We start from the raw sequence: 22889 nt of genomic DNA, 5'->3' as shown, positions 1-22889 counted from the left end.
TAAAAGACTTCGCTCAAATTGATTGAATTATAAAAAAACATGTGATAAGATGAAGGTAGTAGAAATCCTGAAGTGTTCGTCATTTGTAAATTAGTTTTGACCCAACATCTTATCGTCGGGAGTTCAACGTTATAGCTTGGCTGACATGCCTTTAAACGGGACGTCAAAAGGGTTATACAGGACACCCACCTGCTATTAGCGGGTTCAAAGCGATATTCAAAGACGGCACAGTCGGGATTTCACTTTCTTACAAACATTCACCTTCTTGCTTACGCAAGGAGGTTTTTTATTGCCTAAAATTCAGTTAGTTGCGCGAGTGCAGCAGACTGTTTTAGGATAGAGTAAATACAATTTATGATAAAGGATGCGGTATGGATGTTACATCAATTTTCGAGAAATGAATTATCGATAGGTAAAGAAGGCGTAGAGAGAATGAAGGGCAAGACAGTTGCGATTTTAGGCGTCGGGGGAGTCGGTTCATTTGCAGCTGAAGCATGTGCGCGGACAGGAGTTGGACGTATTATTTTAGTCGATAAAGATACGATTGATGTCACCAATATCAACCGCCAACTCGTCGCCTATTTATCGACGGTAGGGCGTTCTAAATCCGCTGTCATGAAAGAACGAATTGCAGATATCAACGCAGACTGTGAAGTGATTGATCTACATATGTTCTATACTGAGGAAACGTCTGAAGAATTCTTCTCGTACGCGCCGGATTATGTGATCGACGCTTCAGATACGATCAGCTATAAAATTCATTTGATCCAGCAATGTGTCGAACGTGGAATTAAAGTGATTTCGAGCATGGGCGCTGCCAATAAAACGGATCCAACACGTTTCCGGATTGCGGACATTTCGCAAACGCATACAGATCCATTAGCAAAAGTGATGCGTCTTCGTTTGCGCAAGCTGGGTATTCCTAAAGGTGTACCTGTTGTGTTCTCGGATGAAAGCCCCATTGTTGTGCGTGAAGATGTCCTTGAAACGGTCGGAAATGCCGATGCATCGATCCGAAAAGCACAAATGCCTCCAGCTTCCAATGCATTTTGTCCGTCGGTGGCGGGTTTAATTCTCGCCAGTTGGGTATTAAATGATATAGTGGCAGATATTCCTGTGGAACGTGTCAATGATGCCAAATAAAGGAGAGGTTATATATGGAAACAACCGAAATGATCATTAATGGAAAGCGACTTGGTGCGGATCTACCGCAAATCGAAGTAGTGAATCCTTCAACTGGTGAGTCAATCGGTGCCGTACCTAAAGGCGGCAAAGCGGAAGCAACGCAAGCGGTCGATGCGGCTTCTGCTGCATTTTCGGATTGGGCAGCTTTGTCTGCGTATGAGCGCAGTGCGTATTTAATGAAATGGCATGCCTTGATTGAGAAAAATGAGGAAAGTATAGCTGAAACTATGACGGCTGAGCAAGGGAAGCCTTTAGCGGAAGCACTTGGTGAAATGCGTTATTCGAATGGATATATTAGCTGGTTTGCAGAAGAAGGTAAGCGGATTTATGGTGAAACCATTCCTGCTACGCAATCCAATAAGCGAATGTTCGTGCAAAAGCAACCAGTAGGTGTCATCGCGTCGATTACGCCATGGAACTTCCCTGCAGCTATGATTGCACGTAAAGTCGGCCCTGCACTTGCAGCAGGCTGTACAGTTGTGATGAAGCCCGCTTCTCAAACTCCATTGACTGCGATTCGTTTAATTGAGCTTGCACAAGAAGCAGGCATTCCTGACGGTGTGCTGAACCTCGTAACGGGCAGTGCGAGTGAAATTGCAGAAGCTTGGCAGGAAGATGGTCGCGTGCGCAAGCTGACATTTACAGGATCTACTGAAATCGGCAAGACATTGATGAAAGGTGCAGCCGATACGATGAAGAAGATTTCATTGGAATTAGGTGGACAGGCACCCGCGATTATTATGGCTGATGCGGATCTTGATAAAGCAGTGGATGGTGTCATCGCGGCAAAATTCCGCAATGCAGGACAAACGTGTGTCTGTGCGAACCGTATTTACGTACATTCATCGATTGCAGAGGAATTCACAACACGCATTGCAGAAGAAACAAGGAAATTAAAAGTCGGCGACGGCAAAGAAGAAGGTGTCGTAATCGGTCCTTTAATTGATCAGGATGCAATTGATAAAGTGGACGAGCATGTACTAGATGCAAAATCCAAAGGGGCAACAGTCGTTACGGGCGGTGAACATATTGAAGGGTTATTCTACCAACCAACTGTCTTGAAAGACGTAACCGACGAGATGCTCTGTATGGAAGAAGAAACATTCGGCCCTGTATTGCCGATTGCGACGTTTGAGACACAAGAAGAAGTCATCAAGCGTGCGAATGATACAGTATTTGGATTAGCAGCATACGTCTTCACGGAGAACATCACACGAGGTATTCAAATATGTGAAGCATTAGAGTATGGGATCGTAGGTCTGAATGATGGCTCGCCATCCGCACCGCAAGCTCCGTTTGGTGGCTTTAAACAAAGTGGTCTTGGGCGAGAAGGTGGACATCAAGGTATAGACGAATATTTGGAAGTAAAATATATCTCACTAGGTTTATAATAAAAGGAAGCAAAAAGGGAGAGCTGTACTCTTCCTTTTTGCTTCTTTTAATTGGTATGGAATTCGCGCAAAATACTATTGCCATCCAGTACTTTAAAATGCGCAGTCATCGTGCGGTCTTGTACACTGTCTGCCGCAACATGATGGCCGAAATCGGGGACATAGACGCGATCGAGACCAAAATTCACGATGTAATGGTCGTTCTGGCGATACTCTCGGTCGGTGGTCTGTGCCAGCCAGCCCATTAAATAGACACCTTCAGCAGGTTTTTTATCGCTTAATGAAACTAATTCAGCGACACCGTTGTTGTGTTCCAATACGCCAAATACCCGTGTCTGACCGATGTCGTTAGGTTTTTTTAATGCTGTCACCAAACTAGGGGTCATGCGCTCCTTTGGTACTTTTTCGACGTCGTAGCGAAGTAGGACATAATTTTCGTTTGCATCTTGCTCGGTAATCGTTTCTGATTGCAGGTAGATATCCGTGCCGTTTTGAATTGTGGTGAAGTAAGGAATTGTAAGACTAGCTAAGATGAGCAGGGGAACGATGAAGAGTATGGATATACTGAATTTACTATGTTTGGGTCCCATTTCAGAGTCACCACCTTTTCTGCCGTTTTCATAAAAAGTGTTCTTCTTATGTACAGATAGCATGTGCAGATGATGTATGTTTTAGTAATTAATTACCCAGTTTTTTATTTAGGAAACCTCTCACAATGGTTATGTATATAGTAGAGTGGGGTGGGTAAGGGGAGTTGTGTGCTTTTGTGATGTGTCTGCGCGAGGCGAGACAGAGGAAACGCATGAACTCCAGTACCTGATAATCAGACAAACAATGTTCCCGTCCAACACTAAGTTCATTCTATACATGGTGCGCACCCCTATCCTATTCACTATTTCTCTAACACAAAAACTGCCACAACAAGTCATAGCGACTAGTGTGGCAGTACTTTTATTAAATCAATAATCCAAACAATGTACTATCTTTATTTACTTCTTTATAAGGGAATCCGTTTTTTTCCATGCGAGCAATTAGGCCGTTATAGTCTTCTTTGTGTTTAATCTCAATTCCGACAAGACCTGGACCGCTCTCTTTATTATTCTTCTTCGTATACTCGAACATCGTAATATCGTCATCCGGTCCAAGTACACCATCAAGGAACTGGCGCAGTGCACCTGCGCGTTGTGGGAAGTCGACGAGGAAATAATACAGTAAGCCTTCGTAAATCATCGACTTCTCTTTGATTTCCTGCATTCTACCGATGTCGTTGTTTCCACCGCTGATCACACAGACGACGCACTTGCCTTTGATTTCATTTTTATAGAAATCGAGTGCTGCAATGGGAAGGGCACCTGCTGGCTCGGCGATGATCGCGTGTTCATTGTATAGATCGAGAATTGCCGTGCATACTTTACCTTCAGGGACGCTGACGATATTTTCGAGATAGTTATTGCAAATATCGTAATTCAGATTACCTACACATTTGACGGCCGCGCCATCAACGAATTTATCAATCGTTGCCAAAGGGACAACCTTTTGCGCATCGATAGAAGCCTTCATGCTCGCTGCACCTGCTGGCTCTGCACCGATCATCTTCGTATGCGGAGACAAGTTTTTGATGTATGTACTAATTCCGGACATCAATCCACCGCCACCGATACTTGCAAATACATAATCAATTGGCTCTTCGATATCATTCATGATCTCAACAGCTACTGTTCCTTGACCTGCGATGATATCCTTGTCATTAAATGGATGAATGAAAATACGCTTTTCTTTTTCCATCAATTCAACCGCTCTCTCGAAACAATCGTCGAACGTATCTCCGACTAAAATAATTTCAATGCGATCGCGTCCGAACATTTTCACCATGTTTACTTTTTGTCTAGGAGTTGTTTGTGGCATGAAGATTTTGCCGTCAATATCGAGTTTCGCACATGCGAATGCTACACCTTGTGCATGGTTACCTGCACTCGCACAGACAATTCCTTTTTTACGTGCTTCTGTTTCGATGCGTTTCATCTTATAATAAGCACCGCGCAATTTAAAGGAGCGGACATGTTGCAAATCTTCACGCTTAATATACACATGGCAGTCATACTTTTCTGATAGACGATCATTTTTCTGTAAAGGCGTATGAGCTACGATGTCTTTCAGCAGCTGATTGGCGATTAAGATATCTTCTACTTGAACACTTGGAGTTTCCATTTTTTTCACCTTCATAACTTATCATCTAACCTCCGTTATTGAGTCAACGTTTACTCATAATAACATGAAAAAAACTGAATGAACACAAGAAAGTTCAAAATTGTAAGTTTATTTTAAGAATAGCGACTTTATTTTAAAAAGGCTTGTAGATGTAAGCGGTTACTTCGTTGGCGAAGACTTTCGATAAATTGGATAGATCAATCATTTGATTTATTTATTATATAAAGGAGTTATTTACCTGTTATACCATAGCATTAGACAGTACATGTAGATTGCATTTCAGATTATGCACGAGTAAGTGGTGTTTAATTCATAAAACATAAGGGAAAACTAGTGGATGAAGAACTAACACACCAGGAAGGAAGCGTTTATTCATGCAGAAATGGGATAGTAGACCCGAAAAGCCGGATAATATGCAATGGACGGTGTTTGTCGTAACTCTTGTCATTATCGCGGCTGTAATAGTTTACGGGTTGATCATGTAAAGCGGTGAGAAGTGGTATGCCATAAGATGGGCGTACCACTTTTTAATTTCATCTTTTACAATTCCTTCATTCGTCGCGCTCTTTTGGATTCTGTCGCGCAATAAAAGATTTCATCCGAAAAGAGTGACAAATCTGACGACTCTGTTATATATTAGTCTTAAGAAAAGTTGCTGTATCAGTACAGCGAATCACACAAACCGAATGGAGGAATGAACGATGAAAAAGAATACAGAGCAGAAAAGACAAATGGTGGAAAAAGTTTGTACGGAATGTGGAAATCAGTTCAAGGAAAAGCAAGAGTCCGTAATGTACGAATGTGAGCGTTGTGTCGGACGACATGAAGAATAATCAACATCCTATGCTCCCTTATACGGGGCATAGGATTTTTTATGGATGAAAGTTTAAGGAAGCGATGCGCGTAAAGCTATTGATTTGCTAACAAAAAAATTCGTGAAACCGTGCCAATGCTGACTATATATACATTTCACATGAAAGATATCCTAAAACCATCCGAACGATACCGTGATTTCTTTTTCATAATCCTATCCAATTTGTTAGTATAAGTGGATAGAGTGTGTGGAACGCTCTATCGATAGTCTTAAAGTTGCTCACGTGTAATCCGTTCAGCTCGCAGATGAAAAACCTCATTCGGATAGCAATGGGATACTGTATACAAATTTAAATTATATAGGGGTGTATTAGTTTGGATGACAAAAAAGATGTATTAGATAGCGGTCCTTTCTTTCATGGAACAAAAGCAGAACTGAAAGTTGGAGATTTATTAGAACCACAATTTCTATCAAATTACCAAGATAAAAAATCTAACTATATATACTTTACTGCAACATTAGAAGCGGCTAAATGGGGTGCAGAATTAGCAAGGTCTAAATCAAAAGAGAGAATTTACCTTGTAGAACCAGTGGGTGTTTTTGAAAATGATCCCAACTTAACTGACAAAAGATTCCCTGGAAATCCAACACGTTCCTATAGGTCTAAATCTCCTTTGAAAATAGTTGCCGAATTAAGTTCATGGGAAAGACATTCCGACGAAGAGATAAATCATATGCTAACTTCTTTAAAAGAGTTAAAAGAACAAGGGAAAAATGTAATTGAAGATTAATTCTTACTATCTCTTAAAGAGTAAAGGAAGCATATGTAAAAAGTCCGATTTCTTAGTATACAATTGAGAAATCGGGCTTTTTCATTTCCTTAGAAAGAGCCCGTTAACGAAAGGTATTATGCAGAATAAATCATATCCTTAGCCCTTGTTAAAGAACTTCGAATGAATAATGTTTTAGAAAAACTGAGAGTGGTATAGAATGATAAGATGTATTAAGTATGTTGGAAAGGAGGATGTGTGTATGGTGTACATTGGTTTATTATTAATCGCAATCTCAGTATTGATTGTCGCCATCTACCTTTCATTGTTACTAACGAAGTCTTCGAACTTATTGCTGACGGTTATGGGAACGGTAAAAGGGGTAGAGGCAGAGCTCGACAAGAGCATTGAACAATTATATGGAACTTTACATGAGACTGAACAACTGGCGACAGATGTTCAAGTGAAACTCGCTGCAACGACGCCTTTATTTTCTACTATCGAAAATATTGGACGATCAAGCCAGTACTTGAGTGAAGAAGTAAACAAGCGGACAAGACAATTTGAAGAGGATGGTTCTCTTCCAGGAACAGAAAAGTTTGTTCAAGCCATCCAATATGGAGAGTTTGGTGCCCAAGTTTACGATTCATGGCAACGTGGCAAAAAGAGTTTAAAAAATACGTAAAAGGAAATGAGGGTTGAGAATGGATCTCGTTGGAATTGGCGTCATACTCATCGGTATCGCCTTCGTCATTTTAGCTATCTATTTTGCTAAGGTATTACAACAAGTTGGAAATATACTACAGGACGTTGACAAGACGGTAGGTGCGCTTCCAAAGCAACTGGATGGTATTTTAGATGAAACAGGAGACCTAATTAAAAACAGTAATAATTCGTTAGCAGATATCAATACAAAGATTGAAAATCTAACTCCATTGTTCCAAGTGATTGGTGACCTTGGAGAGTCTACACATCAGTTATCCTCTTCGTTAGTGGACATGTCTTCATCTGTTCAACAAAAGGGAGATCATACGGACACATCAGAGCAAAACAAGAAGCTAGGTAACATCTATGGTTCCGCTATGTTAGGTTATTATATCTTTAAAAAGCGTAAGCAATCTGTGAGCGCGGCGAAAGATCGTGCCGAACAGGTCGGCCCACAAAAAAAGTTACCAGCACCAGATCAAGCATCGTTTTAAGTGCTGACAAAGACTGAAGATCAACCCCAATCGGGCTTGGTCTTCAGTCTTTTTTGGTGAGGAAGTGTTGTGGGGAGTACTGTTGATGGGGAAGTACGACGCGGAGTGGATCGAATTTACGAATATCTGAAGGGTAGACATTGATAGAATGATATAAGCACATCAAAGCATAGATGCTTAAATTTGCGACTTTCAAAAAAATGAAACCATTTATATGTAATGTACGTATGAATAGTAGAACAATGTTTATGTATTAGATGTATTTTAGTACTAAGTGTCATAGTTGTGATTTTGCATAAAGGATTTGTGCTCGTGCAGTAATCGAGCTGTTTTATTAAAAAAGGAGGTGGAAGGATGGATACTATTTCCCAGATTTTACATTATAATAATCCGATGTTTTATGTCATCATTATTTGGTCCGTTATTTGGAAAGGTATAGCCCTTTGGCATTCTGCTCGTAATAAACAGTTAGCTTGGTTCGTTGTTCTTCTAATCGTCAATACGATCGGACTTTTAGAAATTATTTATCTTATTTTCTTTAGGAAAGATAAGAAAACAACTAGATGAGCTATCTCTGCTATTTAAAAAATTCATGGATCGGTTTTATAGCGATACCTGCTCTATTTATGTGTAAACATTGACGCGTAGGCATTTAAAAGACCACTAATTCATATGCGAATTAGTGGTCTGTTTTGTGTTTTATGTGAGTGGAATGAACAAGTCTTCCACTTACGGACGCATCTTCTTGAGTTCTTTACGCTGCTGCATCAAATAAAATGCTAACGTAGCGACTCCATACAAACCTTTATACTCTTTCTCGCGGACAAACTCGCCAGCATTTCCTACACGATCCTTAAAACGAATCGTCTTATCAAGTGCGGCAGTCGTTACTTCACGAGAAGCTTCACCTACATCTCCAACGATCTGGAATACCGGCGTCACTTCATAAATCTGCTTGTTTACATTACTGATTGTATCATTCGTCGTATGAAGAATCTGCTGGGTCTGACCTGTAACTTCCGCTACCGTTGACGGCAGGGTATCGGTCGTCTTCTTGACACTTTCCAATACCTCGGTCAATTTCCCAAGTGGTTTAATTAACACGATCGCGACAATAATTAGCGCAATGCCGATGAGCAATACACCTATTCCTAGTACCCAATCCATCAAGTTCACCTCTCTCTGTTATTCTGCTTCATCTTATAGTACATTTTTGACGCTGCTTCAGACAATGCAGTCGTTTGCTCCATCAACTTGGCATACTTGCCAGGAGGCGCTGATACTTGATCCGCCATTTTAGCGATAGAGTTCTGCACGTACTGGGTGGATTCGCGCAGTTCTTTCGCTGAAGCCGCCAATCCGTCAACCGATTGCAGTTTTGCATTCGCATCATCCGCAATTTGGTTCGTCTGAGTCATGAGCTGATCGGCTTTATCTGTGATGCCGCCCACTTTCAGTTCCACACGTTTCATCGTTTCTTTTACATCTGTCATTGCTTCTTTGACCGCCTTGGCTGTTTTAATAATAGCAATTGCGATAACTACTAAAGCCGCAACGGCGACTATGGCACTAATATACAAGAGCACCTTCAATCTAGTCACCTCCACATAATAAGTGCATTTCTAATCTAAACGTCTAGCTTCCGTCGAAACGGGTAAACGTTCTATATCCTTGTCATTCCACAAATGAAAGTAATCTAAACACTGGTATGCTAATTAACTAGTAAAACGATGTTTCCATATCAATACGTGAGAAAAATACCTTAACTATGATATGATTTTCAAATCAAATACTGAAGGGGTGAAATGAATGCCTTGTAAAGGTTGCGTTATCCAGAATATTGATTATGAAGTCTCATTTGAAAATTGTAAGCAAACAGCATTGTTTGAATCCATAGAAGACCATTTGAAGCGAGTCCTTATGCTGGTGAACCAGGAAGATCAAACATTTCATGTGAAAGAACAAGGGATAAAAGAATTATACGACTTTTGTGTCGATCATGCAGTAGAAATGGATTCCATTCGGTTTCGTCTTAACCAAACTAACTGGCGGCCGTTCTCTGAAGTCATGCAAGTAGTCGAAATGCAGTGGATTGATCAAGTCATTCAAAACCAACAATTGACGAGTCATTATCAGCCTATTGTTACACCTGACCTCGATATTTATGCTTATGAATTACTCGCGCGTTTCTATCATAAAGACGGTAGAGTGATTTATCCGAATGAAATTTTCTCCGCAGCAAAAGAGCGCGGTAGATTATATGCCCTAGACAGAGTATGTCGTCTGACAGCCGTTCGCTATGCAAAACATATTACGCAAAAAGCATTTATTAATTTCATTCCAACATCTATCTATTCACCGGAGTTTTGCTTGCGATCGACGATTAATTTAGCGAACGACTTGGCAATTGACCCCCATCGTTTAATATTTGAAGTAGTGGAGTCGGAAAAAGTGGAAGACATGGATCATTTAAAAATGATTTTGGAGTATTATCATTCAAGAGGATTCGAGTATGCGCTCGACGATGTTGGGGAAGGTTATAACACGGTTGAAGTGCTCTCTTTCCTTCGTCCAAACTACATGAAGCTCGATATCAAGTATGTACAAGGTGTCGCGACTGATTCCGATAAGCAGTTTATAGCAACGGAGTTTCTTGAAAAAGCACTAGCTGTAGATTCAATTCCGTTAGCAGAGGGAATCGAAACGGTAGAAGATTTTGAATGGTTGAAAGCGAAAGGTTATCAATTATTTCAAGGCTATTTATTCGGCAAACCATCGGCAGTGCCACAAGATAAAATTTCCATATAGTGTGTTAGGGGGGCAATTAGTTTACATAGAAATTGGTTTAATGTTAAACTAAAGATGATAAGGAGATGGTACCTATGAAATTAGACAAAAAAATCGCAATCATCACAGGCGGGGCAGGCGGAATCGGATTAGGAATCGCTACAGCATTTGTGAAAGAAGGAGCGACTGTCGCGATCGTCGACTTGAACAAAGAAGCAGGCGAAGCGGCTATTGAAAAATTACAGAAAATCTCTCCACAATCGATCTTTCTTCAAGCGGACTTATCTGTACAAAAAGAATTGCCTTCACTTGTTGAGCAAGTTATAACGAGACTCGGCAAATTGGATGTTTTAGTCAACAATGCACATGCTTCACGTATGAAATCCATTGAAGAGATGACGCAAGTAGACTTAGATCTCTCATTCAATACAGGATTTTATCCAACATTCTACTTGATGCAAGCTGCTCTTCCACACTTGAAAGAGTCAAAAGGAACCGTCATCAACTTCGCTTCCGGCGCAGGATTAAATGGCGATGTGAATCAAGGTTCATACGCCGCGGCGAAAGAAGCCATTCGTGGGATCACAAGAGTGGCGGCGAATGAATGGGGACCATACGGCATCACATGTAATCTGATTTCACCCATTGCGAAAACCCAAGGAATTGAGCAATGGGGACAAGAGAATCCGGAATCTTACAAAGCGGTTCTTGCGAAAAACCCACTTGGACGCCTCGGCGATCCAGAAAAAGACATCGGTCGCACAGCAGTATTCCTAGCGAGCGACGACGCTTCTTACATCACAGGTCAAACGATGATGGTAGACGGCGGGTCCATTAAATTACGTTAATCAATTGTCAAGGCTACCCTGGTTAAGGGGTAGTCTTTTTTTGTAGGTGGAAGTATGAGCGCATGCGGTTGTAGATAGAGCGGATAGCGCGTGCGATAGAGCGGATACCGCACGCTATTGAGCGCATTCACGACAGCCTTCATCAATGATCTAACCACACTCTCCGCAAAATAAAAAGCTGCTCCAGAATGGAACAGCTTTCCCTCAAACAAATGTGTTATTTAACTTAGTGTAAATTTGGACTAAACTATTTCGTTCAGCATCCGATAAGTGACTGAAGAACTCTGAACGCACCTTCATTCCGCATTTCTGTGCTTCGACCAAAATTTCTAAGCCTTTAGGAGTTATTTTCCAATACTTTGTTCGACGGTCATCTTCATCATTACGCAACGTAATGCACTCATTTTTAATGAGCTTCGACGACAAATGCGTCAATGAAGCGGGCGTGAAGCCTAGAGTCTCAGCCAAGTCAGAAGGACGTTGCTCCCCTTTGTTATGTAACTCCAGCAACACAAGAATATGGGAGATTCCTAGGGATAGCTTGGATTCTTGCTGAAAACGGATCAGCATTTTATTCGTTACTTGATCCATCAAATGTACCAAATTGAAAATGGTCTGTTCTTCATTCAAAAAACAACACCTCCTTTTCCTTTAAGAAACTTTATGTTTATATATTATTCATCATACTATAGTATATAGGAAATAAAACAGTTGTGACACGATAATCATACATACATCCCACGCAACATGTTAAAATCCAAGAGTTTTTCATTTTCTTCTTTTTAATTGTAGATTGATAGAGTATGATGAAGACAACGAATGAACTAGATGAACTAAATAGGAAGGGTGGGCATAAGGTTTGATGAAAGTTAAAGATTCGTTAACGTTTCAGCTAGGTACTATTATAGCTGGGATTTTGGTGGTGATGCTAGTCATTACATCACTGGCTACGTATAAGACGGCTTATGATAAATTGTATGACGCTGCTGGAATTGAAGCGTACGGCTGTGCCAATATTACTACTGGATTGATTCGACCTGGTGATTTGGAGAAGGCATTGGCTGGCGATGTCGATACACAAGATGAACTTGGGAAGACGTTGAACTGGACAACCGAACATAAGAATATATTTGAAACACAATATATTTTGGATTTGGATGGAAAACTCATTGCTCTCGACGATAATCTGAAAGCAAAAGGATTTAAGCCAGGAGATCAGTTCCATTTAGATGAAGAAGCGATTGCAGATCTACTCGAACATCTACATCCGACATACTCCCAACCTTACGAGTATGGTGATATGGAGCGGCTTTCAGGTTATGCGCCAATACATAAAGATCAGGATGTAAGTAAAGAAATCATCGCAGTCAGCGTTATCGATTTCGATGCGAACATCGTCAAACACCGTACATGGGATGTCGTACGCGATGGAATCTTGATCAGTATTATTCCTATGATACTTGCCTCAATCGGAACAGGATTCTTGATTCGCCGGAAAACGAAGCCAATTACAAGTTTAATTGAGCAGGCGAAGAAAATTGCGGATGGCGACTTGGCGGTTCAACCGACAGAAGTGAAGTCACAAGACGAAGTGGGAGACTTGGCTCGTACATTGAATCGTATGACGGTGAACCTACAAGATATGATTGCAACGATGAATACGACATCGCAACATTTATCCGAAAACGCGGGAGAAACGTCTGCATCACTTTCTGAAATGCGTGAAGCGATTACGATGGTTGCGCATAATATCGAAGAAGTCGTCACAGCGGTTACAGATGGTACGTCAAATGCAAAGCACGCAACAGGTATTCTTACAGGATTAGCAAGTGGTTTAAGCAATACGAAACAAAGCGCCGATTCGATGCTCGTTAACTCCAATGAAACGATGAAGATTGCACTAGAAGGCGCAAAACGTGCAGAAGAAATTAGCCACGATATGGAATTAATTCGAAATGGTTCACAAGAAGTGGGAGATACGATCCAAAACTTAGTCGAATCTACGACGAAGATCCAAAACATCACAGGTTCCATTGCAGGAATCGCAGCTCAAACTAATTTACTCGCGCTGAACGCATCCATTGAAGCGGCTCGTGCAGGTGAACATGGTAAAGGTTTTGCGGTAGTTGCAGAAGAAGTACGGAACTTGGCTGAGCAATCCAATCAAGAAGTACTTGAAGTAGAGAAGCTGGTGAAGGATATTTCTGATCGGATCCAGCAAGTCATTACTTCCACATCGGAAAATACGAAGCACATCACGAAGGGTACAGAAACAGTGAAGCTTACGTCTCAATCATTGAGTAATATTTCCGTAGCAGTCGGAGAAACGGTTAAGGAAATCAAGAATATCTCGAACTTGATGACGTCGGAAGCTGCGAAGTCAACAGAAGCAGTGCAGTTGATTGAGCACTTGACGCACGCTATACAAAATATCGAAGACATGACGAATAATATTGCAGCAGCTGCCGAGCAAACGACAGCGAGCATAGAAGAAATTTCAGAACGTTCTACGCAGACCAATCAAATGGCGCGTGAACTGGAAGTGTTTGTCGGTTCATTCAAATTACCTAAATAAACACTCGGCCATCGCTTATCAAGCGATGGTCTTTTTAACCATTGATTTTAGAATGTACGTTCTGTATAATACGAACGTACATACGCTCAAGGAATGGGGAATACCTAATGGAAAGGAACCGAGATAGAGGGAAATTGAAGTGGACGTCACTCATGTTGCCTGAACACCTCGAGAGACTACGTGATTGGCAACAGGAAGATGAATATATAGAACGGCCTGAGTTAACCGACTGGGAGCTACAAACGATGCAGGAGACCCTTGAAGTGGCGTGGCGCAGACGTGTCATGACGTCGATTAAGACGTGGCATGATGGAGCAGTTCGCTTTCACCAAGGAGAAATTGAAGCGCTTGACTTACGGACGATGACGATCATGTTATGCGATCCGTTCGGAACGGAAAGAATTCATGTAGGGGACGTGGTAGATGTCCAGTTGTCGAAAGAAGCGGATGGTGTATAGGCAAAAATAAAAGCCGTCTGCGAAGGCAGACAGCTTAATCTCTGAAAAATGCTTTTTCTACGTTGTACTTTGCTTGCTGAGTGTTGATCACGTACGTTTCGTAGATTTCGCGTTCCATTGGATCATCGATGACAACAGCAGAAATTTTTGCTACTTCTTCACGGTGATTACGCAATGGAGACACTTGGTCTTCAAAATGCTTTTTCAGACGTGGACGCAATTTTCGTGCTTTTCCTACGAATAATAGCTCGTCGCTTTGATTGAAGAATAACAAAAGGCCGCCTTTATCACGTGGAATATCATGAAAATCGATGAAACCATAGATGGGCTTGATCGGTGTTTCGTCCGGTCCCATTTCTTGTTTTCTGCGAACGATGGTGACGTCCGGTTTAGGTAATGTAATATTGATCATTTTACTTCACATCCTTATATCAGTCAGTGTTTATCCTATCATACGACCAAAAAAAAAGCGAGAAACTTTCTTTACATCCCTTGCATATAGTAAACAAATGTCTCGGGAAGGATGAAATGATGAAAAACCCTGCGGTTATAGAAACGTATCACATATCGAATACCAAGCCGAAAGTGGATGTGTATTATCCTGTCATCACGAAACTGGATGATTCAAAAGTTCAACAGAAGCTAAATCAAGTGCTGTTCAAGGAAATGAATAAACTGCTAGAGGACAATAATTATTATGATCCAAGTCTTGTCGAGATGGTGGCAAATTACGAAATTAAAAATAATCAGCGTGATCTCTTCAGTATTAACTTGATCGTCTACTCGTTCACTGGTGGAGCTCATGGAATGACCTACGTCAAATCTCTGACATTTGATACGAAAACGGGAAGGCAATACAATTTGCAAGACATGTTCAAGCCAGGCAGTCCTTATGTGCAGCGGATATCTGAATATATCAGACGCCATATTCAGCAATGGAAAACACCGGTGCTTGAGCCATTCACTAAAATCAAGCCTGACCAAGATTTCTATATTGCAGACACGAGTCTTGTTGTCTACTTCCAACTATACGAAATTTCACCTTATGTAGCGGGCTTCCCTTATTTTCCGATCCCATTACTTGATCTACAAGATATTATCAAACCAAATAGTCCGGCAGACCGAATGTTGCCGTTTATAGGAACTTGAGAGTCTCTGTATAAACAAATGTATGGGCTTACATGACGAAATAGTGTTATAATTTCGATATACGAAATATACAAAAGAGGTGGAAACTATGCTAAGAAATTTCTTTATCGGTTTATCTGAAAATCAACTACTGAATCAAGCTGCCCAAAAATACGGCTTCCAATTAGGAGCCCAACAAGTAGTGGCAGGAACTAACATCGAAGAAATGATTGATAGTGTCAAAGAGCTCAATCAAGCAGGTATTTCATGTACGATTGATAATCTGGGAGAATTTGTTTACGAAAAGAGCGAGGCCATCGAAGCGAAAGAACAAATATTAGTCGTAGTGGACGCGATCCAACAACATCAAGTGGATGCGCACATCTCGATCAAACCGTCACAACTCGGCCTCGATATTGACTATGCATTTTGTGAACAACAAGTAGAAGAAATCGTCAAACATGCAACTAAAGTAGGTATATTTGTTAATTTTGATATGGAAAATCACTCGCGACTTGAACCGACGTTTCGTTTACTAGACGAATTAAAAGCAAAAGGCTATGAAAACGTTGGAACTGTTATCCAAGCCTATTTTCATCGTGCGTTAGATGATACGAAGAAATACCATGATACACGCATCCGTTTAGTAAAAGGTGCCTATAAAGAGTCACCAGACGTTGCGTATACCGATAAAAAAGAAATCGACGAAAATTATATTAAAATTATTGAAGAGCATTTATTGCACGGAACGTTCACGTCGATTGCGACGCATGATCATAACATTATCCATCATGTGAAGCGGTTCGTGAAAGAACATGATATTTCACATGATCAATTCGAGTTCCAAATGCTGTACGGCTTCCGCCATGATTTGCAGCTGCAGTTGGCAAAAGAGGGCTATAATTTTTGTACATACGTGCCATTTGGAAAAGACTGGTACGGGTACTTCATGCGCAGATTGGCGGAGCGTCCGCAGAATATGAACTTGATGGTGAAGCAAGTGTTCAACAAGAAAACGAACACAGCGATTGGTTTAGTCGCCGGCGCGTTTGTGCTCGGACGATTGAGCAAGCGTGGGAGTGACAAGAAACAAGATGGTGGCTGGGTGAAGTATCGTTAAACGGTAGGATAGCGCAATGTGGATCGAAGTTTCAAGTGGACGCGCTCATAGATTCGTTCAAGCGCTCATAAAATATGCTAGACCGCTCTATGATACGTGATATCCGCTCTATCGACGTCCGTACGCGCTCTATGACGATAGATTATCGCTCTATCAAGACATGCGACCGCTCTATGCACGGTCGCGTCTCTACTATTTTGAAACGTAAAGCAAAGCGTTAGAAGCTGATCTCTAGCTTAAATCCCGAATCATCTATCCAGGATCCTTTGACTTTCCAGCATCTAGAACACTGCTTTCCCTGCAGTGTTTTTTTGTACCCACTTTACAGAAAACATGGAAAATAGTAGTGTTAAAGATAGTTAAAGTACTATTCACTCTTCATTACGCTAAAGATTAGGGGGAGAGCTGATGAAAAAACTTTGGATCATCGTACTCAGTGCGGCATTACTAGTTGGATGTAACACGAACCCGACATTGTCTTACGAGGAAATCGCCATGAAGGACTTGAGTAAGGGAGATCAGAAATTCCACGAACACGCGCAAGCTGAAAATGGCGTGTACTTATTCTACGACACGTCGGATGATAAATTGGTCATTTATTTTAATACCGCTCATGAAGGCCGAGAAGGTTACGCCGTGGACTTTACAAACTTTGATGTAGAAAGCGACGGAGACACGTTGCGTATTCTGTATGATAAGAATCAAGACCAAGGTGAATCGAAAACTTTTCAAGAACAGCAATTATATGAAGTTCAATTAGACAAAGAGTATGAAACGATCGAGCTGTTTGAGAATGGAGATATGGCGGCATTCACTTCTATCTATTCATAAATGACTTAAAACGAAATGAAATGAGGACGGTTATGAACATTTTTGAGGCGAACATTACTGACGTTCCTGTCATCCGTGACGTGATGATTCGGGCGTTCCGAGAATACGAGCAAGCGACACCTCCGACGAGTGCGTTGAAAGAGACCGTCGAAAGTATCACCGCTGAAATGCAAAGTGGTGTACAGGCGTTGATTGGTTATATAGAAGGGGAACCTGTCGCGATGGTCCGTTTTCGAATGGAAGGCGAAAGCCTCTATTTTTCTAGATTCTCTGTCGTGCCGGAAAGACAAGGTCAAGGCATCGCGAAAAAAATACTACGGTTTTTAGAGGAATATGCGGCGCAACAAAGGAAGAGAGTAATAGCATGCAAAGTACGAGCAGATGTGCCGAAAAACATCTCACTCTATCAATCAATCGGTTATCAAGTGTGTGAGGAATCTGTATTACATAGAACAGATGGTACATCGATTGCTGTAGTGTCTATGGAGAAATCGCTATCCTGAGCAGTGGGAGGCCGTGCAAGTGGAAACAAAAGAAAAATACCCGTGATGTATTGCAATACTTGGCACTTTTCGTTGTCTTGGGAACACAGATTGTTCGTCTGATTCTGTATATGACGGAAGTAGCATATATGATTTCAGAAACGACGCTTAATTTGTGGACGTATACAGCATTAGGAGTAGGAGTGGCTTTGTTGCTAGTGTCTTATCTGTTTCCGAAAAAGAAGCAGTCAGCATAAATTATGAAAGGAGGAAATACATATGCACAATAACAATTTATTTTTTTCGTTTCTATCTATTTTTAGCATATTCATGTACATCATCCCGATCGCATTCCTACTATTCACTGTATGGTTTGCGTTGAAATTGCTTAAAGTTCAAGAACGTAAGAATGCAATCCTTCAATCCATTGCAGACAAACTAAATCAGTAGAGATAGGAAGAGAAATCATTATCAAATCAAATAAAAGGAGAAACACCGTGATAAAAAATAGAACCGCACTTATATGCGCTATGGTGATTTTTGCCATTTGCATGTTTTTATTTTTCCCCTATCCCAATAATCCGTTACTCGGAACTACCGTGACGTTCATGTCGTTTCCTATTCAAACGGATGATGGATGGGTCTGGAAAGGAATACTAGGCACTTTTTTATTTCTTATCGCGATGGCATTGCTGATTTATGGATTGAAAAAACATTATGTCGTATTAGCGGTACTTGTACTCTTCCTATATGCATTACTTCCGAGATATCTCATTACAGCGTATCAAGAAACTTTGGCAAGCGGTATCGGAGCGATTTCGTATGACCAAAATGGCAAGTGCGCATTCGATACGTTAGACGACAATGAACGGATGAGTGGGGACTGCCAACTGTCTCTGAAAAATCACAGCAATCAATCCGTATCATTCGAACTGGAGTTCATGGACACGGGATTCGGCCAAGAAGAAATGAGAATGGTTTCCCTGATGAATCTCGCAGGTCCCTACAAGCTGACAATTGAAGGAAATCAAACAGAATTCATTGAAATCAATGAAATTCTGGATGTCTCGGATGTGTCGGATCATATCTATAGCGGATCAACATCAGATGTACATTTCAAGCTAATTGAAGAAAAGAAAGAACGTATTTTTTAATGTAGATCAGACAATCAATTGAGGATTGAATATAGCCAACAATAGGGTATTCAATAAAATAGATAAGGAGAGGATCTCATGCTTCGAAAACTATTTTATATGATGTTTTTGGCAGTTATACTGGCGGGTTGCCAGACAGCAGATAAGAACAGTACATTGAACACCCCACAAGAGGCACTAGAACAGCTTCATTCAGAAGAAGGTTTTGCGGAAGTGGTGAAAGTGTATCGAACGTTGGAAGTCGATAATGATAAGGTAATTAATGTCTATAAAGGGATACTGGACGGCACGGAAGAAATATTTGTCGCTAAGTTGAACAAAGAGAAAGATGATACGTGGACGGTAACGGATGCAATTGGAATCGGCATGCCTTCCGAGGAGAACCTAGGGGAGAGTATCAAAACTCCTTCGTTTGAAGCAGGTTTTACAAAGAAGAATAACGCACCGAGCCCTAATACTAAATTGGTGCAGACTGATGATAAAAAGTATCGGGTATGGGTGAAAGTAATCGACTAACAAGAAAAGACCGCCTGCGCGGTCTTTTTTTCATTGTCTGCCAAGTAAAATAACGAAATAGACGACCATTGCAAGCAATCCAAGCGGTACACCGACGCGCGCCCATTCCCCACTGCGAATATTGAGCTTACCTGCCGCAATAATATTCGGGATATTTCCGGGAATCAACATCCCGCCACTGATTAACAAGCCAAGTAGTAGCGCTTGGATCGTTGATGCGTCCATCGCGGGACTGATTTCCGCAGCAGCAAGTGTCGCGTTATCGAGCACAGCGGAAATCATATTGATCCAGTAAAGCGTTAATGGATGAAGATCGAGTAAGTAAAGGGTGATCAATGGCTCAAATCCCGCACCGAGCAATGTCAAAGCCAAAACGAAAATATACACTTTCACGCCGCGTCCGAAAATACTTATGTACGACTCTGCCGCTTGTCCGGAAGAACGGTACCGCGAGCGGTTGCGTGGGCGAATCAGAAAGAATGCAAGCAGTCCAAAGACGAAGACACCAGCTATAATATCGGTTCCAAGTAAGTTCATTAAGTAATAAAAGTCTTCATCCAGTTTATTCGTCGCAATCGTTGAAAGTGGCTCTCCAATTGGCGTCAGCACCGCGCCCATGCCAATTGCGTAACACGCCAAGATCACAAAACGGATTTCTGATATTCGGTCCATTTGCAAGACGGACGCGATGGCTACGAGGACTAGCGCTGCAATAATTGCTGTGATAATACTGGAAATCAACCCTAGTCCTATAATAATCAGTGCCAAGAATAATCGGAATGGAATAATTCGACTTCCTGATACTACCGCTTTCTCAAATGGATGTCGTATCCAGCGAAAGACTATTCCCGCTATGAGAACCGCGAGCGTAATATGCAATGGATCGCGTATCGCTTTATTCCATAACTCCCACTGCAACACCCCACTTACAAATGCCGCAGCACACCCCATAACAAATAAAAACAATTCCAAATTACGTTCAACGCGAGGGATCGTAAACGGCAAAAATAACACCAATCCTAAAATAATAAGCAATCCAACGACCATAGGCATCTCCTTTCGGCAATCTTTCTTTTACACTGTATGCAAAAAGCCGATTCATCTTGCATAGAGTCTGAATAGAATAGATATAGAGGAGGGACACGCATTGGAAGTTTCAGATATTGTACTGATCCCTGTCATTATCGGATTAACGGAAATTCTAAAAATGTATGGATTACAGAAGAAACTGATTCCGATCTTTTCTTTGCTACTTGGCATCGGTGGCGGGATTTTCTACTTGTTTCCGGATGATTGGAAATCGGGGATACTGGGCGGGATTATTATGGGATTATCGGCAAGTGGATTGTATTCAAGTGGGAAGACGATAGTTAAGAAGCCGCCGTGTGATGAGGAAGAAGATCAATGATTTTTAGAGAAAAGAAACCCCTTGTTTATGTCGTGACTGGACATGAATGAGGAGGTTTTTGTATGGTCAATATATGGAATGCATAAGAAGCAGAAAATAATTTTAATTTGAATCGCTTATTTTTCCCGCATGATGAAATGAAAAAATGCAATGCCATAATCGCACAGAAGGCAATTCACAGTAAAAATGAGTAAGGGGTGGGCTGAACTGGTTAAAACAATAACTTTTTCATTCAAAAGTACTGAATTTGAAGGTGTTGAGGCAAGTGAAACGTTTACTTTTGAAAAATTAGAAATTGATGAGAGTATGGATGAAAAAGAAGTAGAAATCGAACTCGAACGAATGTATCAAGCGTGGGTTTGGAACAAGCTAAATATATCGGGCAGCATCGTTACGGAAAAACCGGACCCAAGTTAATAATACTTGCCATGGAATCGGATATTGTAGTAGGAGGGGGAATTTTGAATGACTACTTTAGGCGTGGATATTGGTGGGACAAAGATGTTGTTAGTCGTTGAATATCAAGGCGAAAACATCTCGAAAATCGTACCGACAGGAAAGGCCAGTATTATCGCAAAAGCGAATACTAATGCCGGTACACTACATAGAAACATAGAGCAGGGTGACACTACTGCGCATGAGATCGTCCAAATCGCCAAGGAGAACACACTTCCGGAATTATGAGCGGTATGCACCATTCGAAAATCAGAGAATGCTAAATATAAGGAAGCTGATGCTAATCTTTTGGAGTAAAACGATTGTCAAGAAATTACCTTTTGAGGAAGAAAAGTGAGAGCGGCTTTCCGCTAGTATATGATTGTGGTATAATCGTCCTGGTTATGCAGATTCGGACTCATGATCAGGCCGTTACATAAGGGGGATTTGCATTGGAGATCGATAAAAAGCAACTTATCATAGAGGCAGCCAAACTTTACTACCAATTTGATTATACTCAGCTCGCCATTTCAAAAAAACTGGGCGTCTCAAGGCCCACCGTTTCCCGGCTCTTACAGCAAGCGAAAAAAAATGGCTACGTGAAAATCGACATCATCGATCCATTTCATGACAATAATCAATTGGTGAAATCCTTACAGCACAAATATCAAATCGAAGAAGTGAAAATTGCGTACTCGGCAGTGGAAGATGAGCGGGATGTGATCCAGGCTATCAGTACAGAAGCGGCGGACTATTTGTATCGAACCGTAAAAGACGGTGATATTCTTGGCGTGACGTGGGGCCGGACGATGTATCGGGTGGCCAACGCATTGAAGCAAAAAGATGTAAAAGGAGTCGAGGTCATCCAGCTGAAAGGCGGCATCGGCTTGTCGGACATCAATACATATGATTCTGAAACGGTTTACAAATTTGCGGAAGCCTTCCATACCATCCCCCGTTACTTGCCGCTCCCCGTCCTAGTCGACACGCCTGAAGTCAAAGTCGTGATTGAATCGGACCGGTATATGCACCGGCTCATTGAACTTGGGAGACAGGCGAATATCGCCGTGTTCACGGTGGGCGCTGTCGACAGCGAATCGTTGCTGTTCCGTCTCGGCTATTTGACTGCCGAAGAAGAACAGCAACTCCATCGAGAAGCGATTGGCGACATTTGTTCACGCTTCTTCAAACGTACAGGCGAAGTATGCGAGACTACTGTCAATGATCGGACGATCGGTATCCGGCTTGAAGAGTTAAAGCAAAAGGAAAAATCCATTCTTGTTGCTGGTGGGAACCGTAAAGTAGAGGCTATCCATGGGGCGCTTAATGGAGGCTATGCGAACGTCTTCATAACGGATCAGTATACGGCACAGGCTTTGTTGCTTCACCAATAGAAATACAGGGGAATCCGCTTATTAATAAGCGTGATTCTTTTTTTTATTCAGAATGAACAATGTTTCACCTACTCTGCACATCTGCTCAAGGTCTATGATATACTATACATAAAGTCAGGTCGTCTCGGCATCCTAAGAAAAATGGTGTGCAAGAAGCAAGTTGTAAGCGTAACCAACATGCAAGGG

29 protein-coding genes and 1 other RNA gene are annotated in these 22889 nt (G+C 41.5%); 23 read left to right on the top strand and 7 right to left on the bottom strand.

Annotated features, from left to right (window positions below; translation table 11 throughout):
- The first annotated feature begins 61 nt into the window (after positions 1-61).
- From ssrS to SporoP8_RS02085, 3 genes are all read left to right on the top strand, one after another.
- A non-coding RNA gene (gene ssrS, locus SporoP8_RS02095) (6S RNA) lies at positions 62-242 on the top strand.
- Positions 243-375: 133 nt separating this feature from the next.
- A complete protein-coding gene (locus SporoP8_RS02090) occupies positions 376-1143 on the top strand; it encodes a tRNA threonylcarbamoyladenosine dehydratase (RefSeq protein WP_085130991.1) in 768 nt (255 codons plus the stop codon).
- Positions 1144-1157: 14 nt separating this feature from the next.
- Positions 1158-2576 carry an NAD-dependent succinate-semialdehyde dehydrogenase gene (locus tag SporoP8_RS02085; RefSeq protein ID WP_085130990.1) on the top strand — a complete coding sequence of 473 codons (1419 nt, stop codon included), beginning with the start codon at positions 1158-1160 and terminating at the stop codon, positions 2574-2576.
- 47 nt (positions 2577-2623) lie between these two features.
- Here the strand turns inward: SporoP8_RS02085 and SporoP8_RS02080 are convergent, their stop codons facing one another.
- Positions 2624-3166 (bottom strand): GDYXXLXY domain-containing protein, encoded by a 543-nt coding sequence (locus SporoP8_RS02080; protein WP_158232344.1) that lies wholly within the window; start codon positions 3164-3166, stop codon positions 2624-2626.
- A gap of 364 nt (positions 3167-3530) precedes the next feature.
- Entirely contained in the window at positions 3531-4799 is a 1269-nt protein-coding gene (ilvA, locus tag SporoP8_RS02075) for a threonine ammonia-lyase IlvA (RefSeq protein ID WP_085130988.1), read from the bottom strand.
- 686 nt (positions 4800-5485) lie between these two features.
- Between ilvA and yhfH the strand changes: the two genes are divergently transcribed.
- The 5 genes from yhfH (at position 5486) to SporoP8_RS02055 (ending at position 8134) form a co-directional block, all read left to right on the top strand.
- A complete protein-coding gene (yhfH, locus tag SporoP8_RS16435) occupies positions 5486-5617 on the top strand; it encodes a protein YhfH (RefSeq protein WP_099627541.1) in 132 nt (43 codons plus the stop codon).
- Positions 5618-5972: 355 nt separating this feature from the next.
- Positions 5973-6389: an NAD(+)--rifampin ADP-ribosyltransferase gene (gene arr / locus SporoP8_RS02070; protein ID WP_085130987.1), complete on the top strand. Its 417-nt coding sequence runs from the start codon at positions 5973-5975 to the stop codon at positions 6387-6389.
- 241 nt (positions 6390-6630) lie between these two features.
- Positions 6631-7053, top strand: coding sequence for a DUF948 domain-containing protein (locus SporoP8_RS02065; RefSeq protein WP_198166054.1), 423 nt, complete (start codon positions 6631-6633; stop codon positions 7051-7053).
- Positions 7054-7072: 19 nt separating this feature from the next.
- Positions 7073-7567 carry a DUF948 domain-containing protein gene (locus tag SporoP8_RS02060; protein WP_232319190.1) on the top strand — a complete coding sequence of 165 codons (495 nt, stop codon included), beginning with the start codon at positions 7073-7075 and terminating at the stop codon, positions 7565-7567.
- A gap of 354 nt (positions 7568-7921) precedes the next feature.
- Complete coding sequence (locus tag SporoP8_RS02055) at positions 7922-8134, top strand: DUF5652 family protein (RefSeq protein WP_085130984.1); 213 nt, start codon at positions 7922-7924, stop codon at positions 8132-8134.
- Positions 8135-8296: 162 nt separating this feature from the next.
- Here the strand turns inward: SporoP8_RS02055 and SporoP8_RS02050 are convergent, their stop codons facing one another.
- Both SporoP8_RS02050 and SporoP8_RS02045 read right to left on the bottom strand, forming a co-directional pair.
- The gene (locus tag SporoP8_RS02050) at positions 8297-8734 is read right to left on the bottom strand and encodes a DUF948 domain-containing protein (protein WP_085130983.1); all 438 of its coding nucleotides are present in this window, start codon (positions 8732-8734) and stop codon (positions 8297-8299) included.
- A 5-nt stretch (positions 8735-8739) separates the two neighbouring features.
- The gene (locus SporoP8_RS02045) at positions 8740-9153 is read right to left on the bottom strand and encodes a DUF948 domain-containing protein (RefSeq protein WP_232319241.1); all 414 of its coding nucleotides are present in this window, start codon (positions 9151-9153) and stop codon (positions 8740-8742) included.
- A gap of 223 nt (positions 9154-9376) precedes the next feature.
- On the opposite strand from SporoP8_RS02045, the gene SporoP8_RS02040 reads away from it, so the two are divergent.
- On the top strand, positions 9377-10375 hold the full coding sequence (locus SporoP8_RS02040) for an EAL domain-containing protein (protein WP_085130981.1): 999 nt from the start codon (positions 9377-9379) through the stop codon (positions 10373-10375).
- A gap of 74 nt (positions 10376-10449) precedes the next feature.
- Positions 10450-11202: an SDR family NAD(P)-dependent oxidoreductase gene (locus SporoP8_RS02035; protein ID WP_085130980.1), complete on the top strand. Its 753-nt coding sequence runs from the start codon at positions 10450-10452 to the stop codon at positions 11200-11202.
- 204 nt (positions 11203-11406) lie between these two features.
- On the opposite strand, the gene SporoP8_RS02030 is transcribed toward SporoP8_RS02035, so the two are convergent.
- A complete protein-coding gene (locus SporoP8_RS02030; RefSeq protein WP_085130979.1) occupies positions 11407-11832 on the bottom strand; it encodes a MarR family winged helix-turn-helix transcriptional regulator in 426 nt (141 codons plus the stop codon).
- A gap of 232 nt (positions 11833-12064) precedes the next feature.
- Here SporoP8_RS02030 and SporoP8_RS02025 point away from each other — a divergent pair, with 232 nt between their 5' ends.
- Entirely contained in the window at positions 12065-13777 is a 1713-nt protein-coding gene (locus SporoP8_RS02025; RefSeq protein ID WP_085133530.1) for a methyl-accepting chemotaxis protein, read from the top strand.
- 107 nt (positions 13778-13884) lie between these two features.
- Positions 13885-14235: a YolD-like family protein gene (locus SporoP8_RS02020; protein WP_085130978.1), complete on the top strand. Its 351-nt coding sequence runs from the start codon at positions 13885-13887 to the stop codon at positions 14233-14235.
- A gap of 34 nt (positions 14236-14269) precedes the next feature.
- On the opposite strand, the gene SporoP8_RS02015 is transcribed toward SporoP8_RS02020, so the two are convergent.
- Positions 14270-14647, bottom strand: a complete 378-nt coding sequence (locus SporoP8_RS02015) for a nucleotide excision repair endonuclease (protein ID WP_085130977.1) — start codon at positions 14645-14647, stop codon at positions 14270-14272.
- Between the two features lie 116 nt (positions 14648-14763).
- On the opposite strand from SporoP8_RS02015, the gene SporoP8_RS02010 reads away from it, so the two are divergent.
- The 7 genes from SporoP8_RS02010 (at position 14764) to SporoP8_RS01980 (ending at position 19466) form a co-directional block, all read left to right on the top strand.
- The gene (locus SporoP8_RS02010; RefSeq protein ID WP_232319189.1) at positions 14764-15384 is read left to right on the top strand and encodes a DUF3298 and DUF4163 domain-containing protein; all 621 of its coding nucleotides are present in this window, start codon (positions 14764-14766) and stop codon (positions 15382-15384) included.
- Positions 15385-15472: 88 nt separating this feature from the next.
- A complete protein-coding gene (locus SporoP8_RS02005) occupies positions 15473-16483 on the top strand; it encodes a proline dehydrogenase family protein (RefSeq protein ID WP_085130976.1) in 1011 nt (336 codons plus the stop codon).
- A 408-nt stretch (positions 16484-16891) separates the two neighbouring features.
- Positions 16892-17314, top strand: coding sequence for a hypothetical protein (locus SporoP8_RS02000; RefSeq protein ID WP_085130975.1), 423 nt, complete (start codon positions 16892-16894; stop codon positions 17312-17314).
- 32 nt (positions 17315-17346) lie between these two features.
- Positions 17347-17817, top strand: a complete 471-nt coding sequence (locus tag SporoP8_RS01995) for a GNAT family N-acetyltransferase (RefSeq protein ID WP_085130974.1) — start codon at positions 17347-17349, stop codon at positions 17815-17817.
- Between the two features lie 258 nt (positions 17818-18075).
- Complete coding sequence (locus SporoP8_RS16600; protein ID WP_198166053.1) at positions 18076-18246, top strand: hypothetical protein; 171 nt, start codon at positions 18076-18078, stop codon at positions 18244-18246.
- A gap of 47 nt (positions 18247-18293) precedes the next feature.
- The gene (locus SporoP8_RS01985) at positions 18294-18950 is read left to right on the top strand and encodes a hypothetical protein (protein ID WP_085130972.1); all 657 of its coding nucleotides are present in this window, start codon (positions 18294-18296) and stop codon (positions 18948-18950) included.
- 78 nt (positions 18951-19028) lie between these two features.
- The gene (locus SporoP8_RS01980; RefSeq protein WP_085130971.1) at positions 19029-19466 is read left to right on the top strand and encodes a hypothetical protein; all 438 of its coding nucleotides are present in this window, start codon (positions 19029-19031) and stop codon (positions 19464-19466) included.
- A 30-nt stretch (positions 19467-19496) separates the two neighbouring features.
- Here the strand turns inward: SporoP8_RS01980 and SporoP8_RS01975 are convergent, their stop codons facing one another.
- Entirely contained in the window at positions 19497-20513 is a 1017-nt protein-coding gene (locus SporoP8_RS01975) for a DUF1646 family protein (protein ID WP_085130970.1), read from the bottom strand.
- Between the two features lie 100 nt (positions 20514-20613).
- Between SporoP8_RS01975 and SporoP8_RS01970 the strand changes: the two genes are divergently transcribed.
- The 4 genes from SporoP8_RS01970 to SporoP8_RS01955 all read left to right on the top strand — a co-directional run bounded on the left by SporoP8_RS01970 (position 20614) and on the right by SporoP8_RS01955 (position 22703).
- A complete protein-coding gene (locus SporoP8_RS01970; protein WP_085130969.1) occupies positions 20614-20874 on the top strand; it encodes a hypothetical protein in 261 nt (86 codons plus the stop codon).
- A gap of 186 nt (positions 20875-21060) precedes the next feature.
- A complete protein-coding gene (locus tag SporoP8_RS01965; protein ID WP_232319188.1) occupies positions 21061-21291 on the top strand; it encodes a hypothetical protein in 231 nt (76 codons plus the stop codon).
- 48 nt (positions 21292-21339) lie between these two features.
- Positions 21340-21558, top strand: coding sequence for a hypothetical protein (locus SporoP8_RS01960; RefSeq protein ID WP_085130968.1), 219 nt, complete (start codon positions 21340-21342; stop codon positions 21556-21558).
- Between the two features lie 203 nt (positions 21559-21761).
- The gene (locus tag SporoP8_RS01955; protein WP_085130967.1) at positions 21762-22703 is read left to right on the top strand and encodes a DNA-binding transcriptional repressor DeoR; all 942 of its coding nucleotides are present in this window, start codon (positions 21762-21764) and stop codon (positions 22701-22703) included.
- Positions 22704-22889 lie beyond the last annotated feature (186 nt).

It is taken from the genome of Sporosarcina ureae, assembly GCF_002101375.1.
Lineage (GTDB): Bacteria > Bacillota > Bacilli > Bacillales_A > Planococcaceae > Sporosarcina > Sporosarcina ureae_B.
The sequence above is the reverse complement of the archived record's forward strand: the minus strand, read 5'-3'. Positions and strand labels throughout refer to the sequence as shown.

Coding starts and splice junctions, on each gene's coding strand:
- SporoP8_RS02090 (WP_085130991.1), top strand. CDS start 376: ATGTTACATCAATTTTCGAGAAATGAATTATCGATAGGTAAAGAAGGC.
- SporoP8_RS02085 (WP_085130990.1), top strand. CDS start 1,158: ATGGAAACAACCGAAATGATCATTAATGGAAAGCGACTTGGTGCGGAT.
- SporoP8_RS02080 (WP_158232344.1), bottom strand. CDS start 3,166: ATGGGACCCAAACATAGTAAATTCAGTATATCCATACTCTTCATCGTT.
- ilvA (WP_085130988.1), bottom strand. CDS start 4,799: ATGAAGGTGAAAAAAATGGAAACTCCAAGTGTTCAAGTAGAAGATATC.
- yhfH (WP_099627541.1), top strand. CDS start 5,486: ATGAAAAAGAATACAGAGCAGAAAAGACAAATGGTGGAAAAAGTTTGT.
- SporoP8_RS02065 (WP_198166054.1), top strand. CDS start 6,631: ATGGTGTACATTGGTTTATTATTAATCGCAATCTCAGTATTGATTGTC.
- SporoP8_RS02060 (WP_232319190.1), top strand. CDS start 7,073: ATGGATCTCGTTGGAATTGGCGTCATACTCATCGGTATCGCCTTCGTC.
- SporoP8_RS02055 (WP_085130984.1), top strand. CDS start 7,922: ATGGATACTATTTCCCAGATTTTACATTATAATAATCCGATGTTTTAT.
- SporoP8_RS02050 (WP_085130983.1), bottom strand. CDS start 8,734: ATGGATTGGGTACTAGGAATAGGTGTATTGCTCATCGGCATTGCGCTA.
- SporoP8_RS02040 (WP_085130981.1), top strand. CDS start 9,377: ATGCCTTGTAAAGGTTGCGTTATCCAGAATATTGATTATGAAGTCTCA.
- SporoP8_RS02035 (WP_085130980.1), top strand. CDS start 10,450: ATGAAATTAGACAAAAAAATCGCAATCATCACAGGCGGGGCAGGCGGA.
- SporoP8_RS02025 (WP_085133530.1), top strand. CDS start 12,065: ATGAAAGTTAAAGATTCGTTAACGTTTCAGCTAGGTACTATTATAGCT.
- SporoP8_RS02020 (WP_085130978.1), top strand. CDS start 13,885: ATGGAAAGGAACCGAGATAGAGGGAAATTGAAGTGGACGTCACTCATG.
- SporoP8_RS02015 (WP_085130977.1), bottom strand. CDS start 14,647: ATGATCAATATTACATTACCTAAACCGGACGTCACCATCGTTCGCAGA.
- SporoP8_RS02010 (WP_232319189.1), top strand. CDS start 14,764: ATGATGAAAAACCCTGCGGTTATAGAAACGTATCACATATCGAATACC.
- SporoP8_RS02005 (WP_085130976.1), top strand. CDS start 15,473: ATGCTAAGAAATTTCTTTATCGGTTTATCTGAAAATCAACTACTGAAT.
- SporoP8_RS02000 (WP_085130975.1), top strand. CDS start 16,892: ATGAAAAAACTTTGGATCATCGTACTCAGTGCGGCATTACTAGTTGGA.
- SporoP8_RS01995 (WP_085130974.1), top strand. CDS start 17,347: ATGAACATTTTTGAGGCGAACATTACTGACGTTCCTGTCATCCGTGAC.
- SporoP8_RS16600 (WP_198166053.1), top strand. CDS start 18,076: ATGCACAATAACAATTTATTTTTTTCGTTTCTATCTATTTTTAGCATA.
- SporoP8_RS01980 (WP_085130971.1), top strand. CDS start 19,029: ATGCTTCGAAAACTATTTTATATGATGTTTTTGGCAGTTATACTGGCG.
- SporoP8_RS01975 (WP_085130970.1), bottom strand. CDS start 20,513: ATGGTCGTTGGATTGCTTATTATTTTAGGATTGGTGTTATTTTTGCCG.
- SporoP8_RS01965 (WP_232319188.1), top strand. CDS start 21,061: ATGAGTAAGGGGTGGGCTGAACTGGTTAAAACAATAACTTTTTCATTC.
- SporoP8_RS01960 (WP_085130968.1), top strand. CDS start 21,340: ATGACTACTTTAGGCGTGGATATTGGTGGGACAAAGATGTTGTTAGTC.